Annotated in this window: 7 protein-coding genes; 5 read left to right on the top strand and 2 right to left on the bottom strand. The window is 62.2% G+C overall.

The window, feature by feature from the left end; all coding sequences use genetic code 11:
* Window positions 1-497: 497 nt before the first annotated feature.
* Entirely contained in the window at window positions 498-2444 is a 1947-nt protein-coding gene (lapD, locus tag BM317_RS29285; protein WP_092477179.1) for a cyclic di-GMP receptor LapD, read from the bottom strand.
* 14 nt (window positions 2445-2458) lie between these two features.
* Entirely contained in the window at window positions 2459-3151 is a 693-nt protein-coding gene (gene lapG, locus BM317_RS29290; protein WP_003196538.1) for a cysteine protease LapG, read from the bottom strand.
* Between the two features lie 202 nt (window positions 3152-3353).
* Between lapG and BM317_RS29295 the strand changes: the two genes are divergently transcribed.
* From BM317_RS29295 to BM317_RS29315, 5 genes are all read left to right on the top strand, one after another.
* A complete protein-coding gene (locus BM317_RS29295; RefSeq protein ID WP_092176911.1) occupies window positions 3354-4046 on the top strand; it encodes a GntR family transcriptional regulator in 693 nt (230 codons plus the stop codon).
* A 684-nt stretch (window positions 4047-4730) separates the two neighbouring features.
* Window positions 4731-5507 (top strand): DUF3050 domain-containing protein, encoded by a 777-nt coding sequence (locus tag BM317_RS29300; protein ID WP_092176914.1) that lies wholly within the window; start codon window positions 4731-4733, stop codon window positions 5505-5507.
* Window positions 5504-6436, top strand: coding sequence for a diiron oxygenase (locus tag BM317_RS29305; RefSeq protein ID WP_092176916.1), 933 nt, complete (start codon window positions 5504-5506; stop codon window positions 6434-6436). Before BM317_RS29300 ends, BM317_RS29305 begins: the two co-directional genes overlap by 4 nt.
* Before the next feature lie 10 nt (window positions 6437-6446).
* Window positions 6447-9869: a non-ribosomal peptide synthetase gene (locus BM317_RS29310; RefSeq protein ID WP_092176919.1), complete on the top strand. Its 3423-nt coding sequence runs from the start codon at window positions 6447-6449 to the stop codon at window positions 9867-9869.
* A gap of 32 nt (window positions 9870-9901) precedes the next feature.
* Window positions 9902-10366: an SRPBCC family protein gene (locus BM317_RS29315; RefSeq protein ID WP_092176922.1), complete on the top strand. Its 465-nt coding sequence runs from the start codon at window positions 9902-9904 to the stop codon at window positions 10364-10366.
* Window positions 10367-10843 lie beyond the last annotated feature (477 nt).

Below are 10843 nucleotides of genomic sequence, written 5' to 3' on the forward strand. Positions count from 1 at the left end.
CGTTTACAAGATCAGCGTCCACCGCCGATTACTGTGGGAGCCGAGCTTGCTCGCGATGGCGGTGGGTCTGCTTGCATCAATGCTGAATGTGCCGCCTTCGCGAGCAAGCCCGCTCCCACAGGGGAAACGCGGTCCCCATCAAGAACCAGGTCGGCTATAAGGCCGCCTCGTCCTGGCTTTTGATCTGGGGGCCCCGTTAACCACGCTGGCCGAACGCAGGTATTGTGGAGTGGGCATCCCGGCATGGATGCCGGGATAGCCGCGCTGGGCCATGGATGGCCCTTCGCGGCGGGCCCACGGAGCAATGCCGGAGTGAGGGCACACCGAGCCTAGGCGAGGTGCCGAGTGGTGGGGCATAAAGCGTTTTGCTTACTTTTGCGCTTCTCAAAAGTGAGCCGCCGTAAGGGCGGAACCATAAGTCGCCGTTACGAAAAGAACGGATATGTACTCGGTCAACAACATCCAGGCCGGCTACCAGGCCGCCTCGTCAACAAGCCTCACCCCCAACGCCGAGGCTCCCCAACCAACTGCCCCTGCACCCCAAACAACCCCATCTCCCGAATCACCGCCAACTCCCCCTCCGTCTCAACCCGCTCGGCAATCAACGGCAAATCGATACTGTGGGCCGCGCGCTGAATAGCCTCAATGAACAAACGCTTATCACCTTCCTGGTCAATGGCGCGGATATAACTGCCATCGATTTTCAAGTAAGCCAGCCCCAGCCGCGACAGGTTGCCGATCATGCTGAACCGCCCACCAAAACGCTGCAGGCTCAAGGAGAAACCAAGTTCGCGCAAACGCCGGGTCAACTGCTCCAGCACCGCTTGCTCCGGCAATTGCTCTTCGCCAATTTCCAGGGTCAAGCGCGGCCCAAGGTTGGAATGGGCCCGCAGGATCTCAAAGATCTTGTTCAGCGCCTGAGGATCGGCCAAGGTCGCCGAAGACAGGTTCAACGCCAGGGACTGTTCATGCCCGGCCATTTGCCTGAGCACTTGCTCGAGCATCAAACGGTCCAGGCGCGCGGTCCAGCCGAAGCGCTCCAACCAAGGCAGGAAACGCCCGGCGGGGATGGTCTGGCCCTGCTCGTCCAACAGCCGCGACAACACTTTGTAATGCAGCACCACCTGGGTGTCCTGGGCGGCCACCACCGGCTGGAAGTACAGCTCGAAGCGCTGATGACTCAAAGCCTGGTCGAGCAAGGTGTGCCAGGCATGGTGATCGTCGCCGACACTGGCCGCCAGGCTGTGGTCCAGGCAGGCCCAGCCGGGTTCGCCCTGGCTTTCGGCCTGGGCCAGGGCCTGGTCGGCAAGCTGGAGCACCGCTTGCGGCGAGTCGCCGTGGACAAACGGCGCCAGCCCGATGGAGGCCACCGACGCCACGTCAGTCGCGCCAGTGGCGTGCAGGCTCGCCAACGCGGCTTCGAGGTTCTGCGCCAGTTGCAGGGCTTCCTCGCGCACCAGCCCGGGGGCCAGCACCGCGAACTCGCCGCCGCGAATACGCGTGACCAGGTTGAGGGTTTCCGGATAGCGGGCGCACTCACGCTGCAATTGCTCGCCCACGGCCTGGAGCAACTGGTCGGTGCGCTGCCCGCCCAATCGCTGGTTCAAACCGGCCAGGTCCTTGACCCGCAGCAACAGCAGATAACCGGAACTGGCCTGCTCCGGATTACTCACCCGGGCATTGAGCTGCATTTCGAAATAGCGTCGGTTGGCCAGGCCCGTGAGGGTGTCCTGGTAGGACTCGACCCGCAGTTTCTCGCTGCGCTCGGCCTGCTCCTGGAACAGCGCCTTGAGCTTCTCGACCATCTGGTTCATCGCCTGCACCACACGCCGCAACTCAGGCGTACGGGGCAACTCCGGCAGGCTCAGGAACTCACGTCGGGCGATGGCATGGGATTGATGCACCATGTAATCCAGCGGCTTGAGTTGGCGCCGCAGCAGCAAGGCCCCCAGCACCGCGCTCACGGCGCCGCACAGCAGCAGCCAGCCCAGGCTGCCCAGGGCGCTCTGCCAGAGCTTGGCGAGGGCGAACATCGGGTGGCTGACCACTTCGACCCGCGCGGCCTGTTCCCAGCCGCGGCTGACGATGGCATCGCCGCCAGCCGGCTCCAGGCCGATGAGCTTGATGAACCACTGCGGCACGCTGCCGGCGTCCGGTGTGCCGGTGCGCTCGACCAGAGTCCTGTCGGTGGCCACGTCTACCACGCGAATGCTGGCGTAGTAGCCGCTGTCAAAGATCGAGCTGACCATCAGCTCCACCATCGCCGGGTCGTCGATGTTCGGCGTCAGCGACAGGGCCAGCGCCGTGGCCGCGTCCTGGGCGTGGGAGCGCAACTGGTTGACGTACTGGGCCCGCGAGCTCTCCAGGCTGACCATGAAGCTGCCGCTGAAGGCAACCACCAGGAACAGACAGATAGCGATCAACAGCTGTTTGAACAAGGACATCTGAGCGCGCGCTCCTAGTTAGTCGTCTCGACCGGAAAACCTTCGGCCTGCATTTTTTTCAACACATCCTGCCACCGGGACAGGCGCTTGGTGTCACCCACTTTCTTGTTGCCCTTGGCGCCCGGCAGCCACAGCCCTTCGGCATTGAAAGAGTAGACCGGGAGCAAGTCGGTTCGCTGGCTGGCCGGCAGGATGCCGTCGATCAGGCTGTCGAGTACCAGCGGCATCGCCTCGGGCGTGGCGTAGTAGGTGAGCACCATGTGCGCACGGTTCTGCCGCAAGGCCTTGACGTAGGTGATGCGCAGCTTGTCACTGGACACCCCGAGATGACGCAGGCTGAAGTACTTGGCGATGGCGTAGTCTTCGCAATCGCCAGCGCCCTTCCACAAGGCCTGGATCGGGGTTTCCCAGTAGTCGACCTCGCGCCACAGGTCGATGTCTTCCACGTAGCGCACCTGTTTGTTGAAAAACAGGTTCACCACCTTGAGCTGTTCGAGTTCCGGAATCTGTTTCTGGGTCGCCAACAGTTGCTGCCATGCGTCGATCCGTTGCTGACCTTCGCCCAAGGGACCATATAACGCTTGCGCCCGCCGGCTGATCTGCGCAAAGTCCCAGTCGGCCTGCAGGCCACCCAGCATCAGGCCGGCCAGTAACAATGCCGAACACAGCCAGCGCAAGGACCTGAGGACAGGGAACGGTGCAGCCAAGGGAAATACGTCCGAAAAGGGTCGTTGGAAATTCGTTGGATGGTGACGCCTGGCCCACTAAAAGACAATGGCAAGGTGCGATCACCGCAGGCAGACTAAACTTTAGTTCAGGAACCTCCGGTCGAGAGACTTTGACGGCTCACCAACCTGTAACTAACGTGAGCCTGGATCCAATTTTTACTACCAATCAGGGTGCGTTGTCGTGACACAGAAGCCCAAACCGCTCAGCACTATCCAGATCAACGGCCCCATTCCCGCTGACCAGGCACGCTCGATCATCGAAGAGTCTCTGCGCGAGGCCATCCTCGATGGACGCTTGCCTTGCGGTACCGCCCTGCGCCAGCAGGAACTGGCCGACCTGTTCGGCGTGAGCCGCATGCCGGTGCGCGAGGCGTTGCGCCAGCTCGAAGCGCAGTCACTGCTCAATGTGGTTCAGCATAAGGGCGCCGTCGTGGCACCGTTGATCACCAACAATGCAGTAGAAACCTATGCCCTGCGTTCGGTCCTGGAATCGTTCGCCTTGCGCCTGTCCATCCCCTTGCTCGATGACAGCGACCTGGCAATGGCCGCCCAGTACATCGAACAGCTGGAAATGGAAACCGAACACGCCGAGATCGGCAAGCTCAACCGGCTGTTCCACATGTCGCTTTATCACAAGGCCCCCAACAGCAAGCTGCTGGACCTGATCGAGCGCGAGCTCAATGAAGAAGAGCGCTTCCTGCGCTTTCATCTGTCGTCCATGGGCCTGGGCAAGTTGAGCCAGGACGATCATCGCGCGCTGCTCGAGGCCGCGCGAGCCAAAGACATCGATAAAGCAATCGTATTGCTGGAACTGCACCTGGAAAAAGCCTCTGTCACCATGCGCCGGTACTTGGAACAGCCGTCGAAGCTGTGATCCCATGTCGGCGCTCCGTCCGGCGTAAAAATTTCTTACATATCCTTCCGACTCACTTGTCGCCAGCGCGGCACGGCCTCGCCGTGGCTGCGGCTCGTCGCCCCATCAGTTCAATGGCACTGCCATCGATTTGGGCTCACTCTTGCGCTTGTCGATTCAAAACAGACCTGAAGAAGTCAACGCCTGGCTGAGGCCAGGCGAATCGAAGCCAATACGCAAGGAGCGTCGTCCAACCGGCGGGATGATCGGATGTCCGACCGACGTCCTGCCCATAACATAAAACTTCCTTACTCCCCGATCCCTGAAGTGCTCCGAGTGAGGCATTCACTCGAACTATTCGATTCTGATACTCCTAAATCGGAAGGAGCTTCTTCGCCTCAATAAAACTTATATTAAAAGTTTTAAAAGCCCTCTTCGCGCCCAATAAAATGCCCACTTTAAATAATTAAAAAAGTACTTGCCGCTTACTTGCTCCGTGTATTAGTTTTTTATTCGCCGCGTTACTTGCGGCCCTTCCGACATGCGACAACCCAAGCAAACATTGGCATCGCAAGCCGAAAGCACGATTTAAAGAGAATGCTTAAGCCACTTTGGCAATTCATGGATTTCGGTTCAGGCACCCGCTCGCCCTCACTAACTAACGAGCCGCCTTCCGGACAAAACATCATTGATGAGGACGTTCCAATGCAGCCATCCAAAGAACAACTATCTCTCAAAAAACACGAACTTGGCCAACACCCGGTTTTTTCCGAGATTACATCAATCGATCTGTTACGCCGCTTTATGGAAAGCCATGTCTTTGCCGTTTGGGACTTCATGTCGCTGACCAAGCGACTGCAACGTGAGCTCACCTGTGTCCACCTGCCCTGGCTGCCGCCGGCCGACCCCCACGCGGCCCGCTTGATCAATGAAATCGTGCTGGGGGAAGAGTCGGATGACCGCCCTGGCGCCGGCTATTGCAGCCATTTCGAACTGTACCTGGATGCCATGCGGGAAATCGGCGCCGATACCCGCGCCATCGAGCAGTTCATCACCCTGCAGCAGGAAGGCGTCAGCCCCGAGACCGCGCTGGACAGTGTCGAGGTCGAACCGGCGGCGGCGCGGTTCGTCCGCCAGACCTTGCACACCGCCCTGCATGCCCCGGCCCACAGCGTGGCCGCCGCCTTCGTGCATGGTCGCGAGAGTGTCATCCCGCAGATGTTCCAGCGCATGTTGGACGCCTGGGGCATTGGCCTGGATCAGGCACCGACCTTTCGTTATTACCTGCAACGGCACATCGAAGTCGATTCCGAAGACCACGGGCCGGCGGCAGAAAAACTGTTGGCACGGCTGATCGATGGCGACCCGCAGCGCGAAACCGAAGTCCTGGCCGCCGCCCTCGCCGCCGTCCACAGCCGCGCGGCCTTGTGGGACGGCCTGCGCCAGAGCATGACCCAACCGGTTGCGCAGGTGACGCCATGAACGCCATCCCCTACCAATCCTTCGCCGACGCCTGGGAGAGCCGCGCCACGATCCGTACTCGGCCACGGCGGCGGGTCGAAGACGACGACAAGCTGATTTTCCCCATGAGCCGCCAACCGCTGGTGCACAGCCAGACGTTCCTCAGCCACTGTGCGCAACTGCGCGACTTTGTGCTGGTGCAGAGCCTCTACAAGTTCATCAACGACGTGGTGATTTTCGAGACCGAACTGGTGGACCACACCGCCCGGCGCATCGCCAAGAACCGCTTCGGCATCGAATTCCCGTTCGCCTGCCGCTACGACGCGATGACCGTGGTGGTGGACGAGGATTACCACGCGCTGGTGGCGATGGACTTCATGCAGCAGACCATCGACATGACCGGCATCGATCCCATCCCGCTGCCTGGGCAGATCGAACTCAGCCGCGCCATACCGGCGACCCTGGCCCGAGCGCCGGAGCATTTGCTCAGCGCCGTGGAGCTGATCTGCATCGCCATCGCCGAGAACACCGTGACCAACGAAGTGGCCGCCTTCGCCCGGGACGATTCGGTCAAGGCTTCGATCAAGGGGTTGATGGCCGATCACTTGCTCGACGAAGGCCGGCACTCCGGTTTCTGGACGCGACTGGTGCAGATGTACTGGCGCACCGCCCCCGAAGAGGATCGCGCAGCGATCGCGCGCTTGATGCCCGGTTTCATCGCCCAGTACCTGGCGAGCGACCTGCAACAAGCGTTCGACTTCGAGCTGATCGCGCACCTGCCCGTCGACGAATCGGTACGCCAGTCGTTGCGTGAAGACGCCAGTGCGCTGGCGTACCCCATCAATCGTTTTCACCCGTTGGTGGGCAACATCACGCGCTTTTTCCGCGGCAGCTCGATGCTCGCGTCGCCCTGCGTACGCGACGCCCTTGCTGATTACCTGACTCCATGAGGACCTTCCGATGAGACGCCTCGACATTGCAGTGCCTGGCACCAGCCAGGCCATGACCGAACTGGCCCACGAACTGGAGCTGCACGGCCACGCAGTGGTTCGGCACTCGCCGGCCGGCCACGATGCGGTCGACCTGTTGATCGACGACGGGACGACACCACAAGCCATTGAAGCCCGCTCGCGCCTCCAGATCCGCGTGGCGCTGTGCACGCTGCCCGCTGAAGCATTGCCGCAACCGGTACTGGTTTTTCGCGACGGTGGGCAGCGGCTGTTGTGCCAGGAAGTGATCGCGCCGCAACGCGATGGCAATGGCCAGTCCTTGCGCCTGCGTACGCTGGCGACGCTGGTCGAGACCGGCGCACGGCTGGTCAGCCAGTTATCCCGGGACGAAACCTGTTTCGATCACTGGCCAACGGTAGACGCTGACGCTGTCGACCAGCCCCTGCTCGGGCTCGATGCGTTGGAGCCGCTGGCCTTCGAGCACGGCCTCAATCGGCCGGCGGTGCCCTGGCTACTGGCCGCCGCCGACGTGCCAGTGATGCACAGCATTGAACAACGCCTGCTCGATGACGCGACGCAACCAGCCCTGTGGGTCGATGGGCAATTCATCGACTACAAATCCTTGCGCCGCCTGGCGCTGGGGTTGCAACAGCCGATGTTGCAGAGGTTAAGCGGCGCGGCCAAGCGCCCCTTGGTGATCGGTGTCTGCCTGCCCAAGTCCGCGCACCTGTATGCGGCGATCCTGGCGGTGCTGGGCTGTGGGGCGGTGTACCTGCCGCTGGACCCGCAGCATCCGGCGCAACGTCGGCGCTTCATCCTGGAAAATGCCCAGGCGGACCTGCTGCTGCACGACGGCAACAGCGACCTCGGCGACCTCTCGGTGCCAACGCTGAATGTCCATCAACTGCCAGCGCCCAAGCCCGGCATCCCGGCTTCGCTGATCCGCCGCACGGTGAACATCGACGAACCGGCCGTGGCGATCTACACCTCCGGCACCACCGGCCAACCCAAAGGCGTGTTGCTCAGCCACCGCAACCTCAGCCATTTCTGTGCCTGGTACGGCGACTACGTCGGGTTGCAGCGCGACAGCCGGGCGTTGCAGTTTTCCACCATCAACTTTGACGCGTCGCTGTTGGATATCCTGCCGACCTTCATCCACGGCGCCCTGCTGGTGGTGCCCAGCGAAGACCAGCGCCGCGACCCGCAGCAATTGGTCGCGTTGATTCACCAGCAGCACATCAGCCACGCCTTTCTGCCGCCTGCGCTGCTGAGCGTCATGCCCCTGGATACGCCGCTGGGCCTGACACACCTGATCACCGGGGGCGATGTCTGCGAGCCGTTCGTGATCGAGCAACTCGCGCCACAATGCCAGTTCCACAACATCTACGGCCCGACCGAAACCACGGTGCTGGCGTCCACACGCCAGTTCGGTGTCGGCGACAACAACCGCAACCTCGGCGTGCCCATCGCCAATGGCCGGGTCCTGATCCTGGACGAACAGTTGCAACCGGTTCCCCAGGGTGTCGCCGGCGAGTTGTACATCGCCGGCCCGGGCGTCGGCCTCGGCTATCTGAACGATCCGGCGCTGACCGCGACGCGTTACCACGACCTGACGCTGCCCACCGGGCAAGCGCTGCGGGTCTATCGCACCGGCGATATCGGCCAGTGGACCGACAACGGCATCGAACTGTGCGGCCGCCGCGATAACCAGGTGAAGATCCGCGGTTTTCGGGTCGAGCCCGAGGAAATCGAACACTGCCTGCGCGACAGCCAGCTGTTTCGCCAGGTGGCGGTGGGGGTCGATGAAAAGCGGCGGATCCTGGCGTTCCTGGTTCACCCCGAACAGGCGCACCCCGGCGCGGCCCTCCAGGCGCTGCGCGAGCATGTGCAGAACAGCTTGCCCAGCTACATGCACCCGGCGGCCTACGTCGAATTGCCCAGCCTGCCCTACACCAGCAACGGCAAGGTCGATCGCCGGGCATTGCTCGCCATGGCGGTGCAAGTGCACGTCGACGGCCAACGGCGCCAACCGCAGAACGCCCTGGAAACACAACTGCAGCAACTGTGGGCCGAGCTGCTTGAATTGCCGGTCGACGACATCGCCACCGACGAGAGCTTCTTCAACCTTGGCGGGCACTCGATCCTGCTGTCGCGACTGCTGCTGGGCATCCGCCAGGTGTTCGGCCGCAGCCTGTCGATCAACCGCTTCATCGAGGCACCGACGCTGATGACCTTGGCGAAGCTGCTGGACGACCCGGAACACAGCAACGCATCGGTCCTCAGCCCCCAGGCCTTCATCGATGCCGAGGCCGAGCTCAACCTTGATCCGCTGCCCATCAGCCAATGCGGCGATGTGCACAAGGTGGTGGTGACCGGCGCCAACAGCTTTCTCGGCGTGCACATCGTCGAAGCGCTGCTGGCCTGGGGCGCCACGGAAGTCGCGTGCCTGGTACGCGCGAGCGCCGAACACAGCGCGGCTGAACGTTTCTCCCAGGCCCTGCGGGACAATCACCTGACCCACCTGGACCTGGACCGTGTCAGCGTGTACGCCGCCGACATCACCCAACCGCAATTGGGTTTGCCGGACGACGTCTACGCCCGCATCGATAGCACTTTCGGAGCGCTGGTGCACAACGCCGCCCACGTCAACCATGTACTCGACTACGGGTCGTTGGCGCGGGACAACGTCGAGCCGATTTTCGAGTGCTTGCGCCTGTGTGAAGGGCGCAGCAAGAAAATCTTCAATTTCGTCTCCACGCTGTCCGCCTCCAGTGCCCTGGATGCCGACGGCCAGGTGCTGGAACAGCCGGCCGCCGAGACGCCGCCGATCTACATCAAGAACGGCTACAACCTGTCCAAATGGGTCGGCGAACGGATCCTGCAACGGGCCCGCGATCGCGGGGTCTGGGTCAACCTGTTCCGCCCCGGCAACATCAGCTTCAACAGCCTGACCGGGGTCTGCCAGCCCCACAAGAATCGCTTGATGCTGATGCTCAAGGGCTCGATCCAACTCGGCCAGGTGCCAGACCTGTCACTCAATTTCGACCTGATGCCGGTGGATTTCCTGGCCCGCTTCATCGCCTTCCACGCCAGCCGCTACCAGCCCACCCAAGCGGTGTTCAACCTGCACAACCCGCAGCCTTTGAGCTGGGACGCTTACGTCGCGTCATTTCGCGATAGCGGCCGGGAATTTTCGCTGGTGAGCGTCGCCGAGTGGCAACGGCAACTGGCGCGGGTCGATGCCGACAATGCGTTGTTTGGCGTGCTGGGTTTCTACCTCAACGGCTTCGAGGAGGACATCGGCGATATCTCGCTGATCAGCCACGACAACGCCCGTGCCGGCGTGCGGCAGATGGGCGCCAGCTATCCGGAAAAGTCCCCGGCCCTGCTACGTCGCGGCGCCGACTACCTCAAGGCCATCGACTTCATTTGAAACACCCTCAACCCAAAGCAAGGAGCAAGACCATGAGTGCATTGCAACCCGACACCCTGATCAAAAACCCCCACGCCTGCCAGGTCGAAACCTCGGTGGAGGTCACGGCCGACGCGGCGCGCGTCTGGGACGTGGTGGGTGATTTTGGCGGATTCAACCGCTTCATCCCGGCCCTGGAGCACATCGAAATGACCGGCGAGGGCGTGAGGTCCCTGCGCAAGAAATTCTTCCGCGATGGGCAGAACCTGGTGGTGGAACAGCTCAACAGCCGTGACGACCAGGCCATGCACATGACCTGGACGCTGATCTACAACACCCTGGGCATCGACAACCTGTGGGCGGCCATGCGCGTCGAACCCCTGGCAGACAACCGCTGCCGTGCCACCTGGACCATCATCGCCGACCACACCGACGCCCACACCCCGTCGGGCTTCAGGGATTTCCTCCAGGGCTTCGCCGATGAGGCGATGGGGAATGTGCAGGAGATGTTCAAATAAGCACCCGTCCCTTGTGGGAGCGGGCTTGCTCGCGAAGGCGGCGGGTCAGTTGCCGGTGAACTGATCGTCCCCACGCTCTGCGTGGGGATGCATCCCGTGACGCTCTGCGTCACCTTTCAGAAGCGGAACGCGGAGCGTCCCTGGTGGCATTCCCACGCAGGAGCGTGGGAACGATCGAACCGCCAATCCTCTGTGGAAGCGGACTTGCTCGCTAAAGTGTCAGCCCGACTGGATTGAAGCTGATCGTCCCCACGCTCTGCGTGGGGATGCATCCCGTGACGCTCTGCGTCACCTTCCAGAAGCGGAACGCGGAGCGTCCCTGGCGGCATTCCCACGCAGGAGCGTGGGAACGATCGAACCGCCGGTCCCTTGCTCGCGAAGGCGGTGGCTCGGCTTTCGACTGGGGTCAGATCTTGAAGCTGTCCACCAGTTGCTTCAGTCGATTGGCTTGTTGGGACAAGGCATCGCAATCCTTCA

Origin of the sequence: Pseudomonas sp. NFACC24-1, from assembly GCF_900115235.1 — a bacterium.
Classification (GTDB): domain Bacteria; phylum Pseudomonadota; class Gammaproteobacteria; order Pseudomonadales; family Pseudomonadaceae; genus Aquipseudomonas; species Aquipseudomonas fluorescens_AA.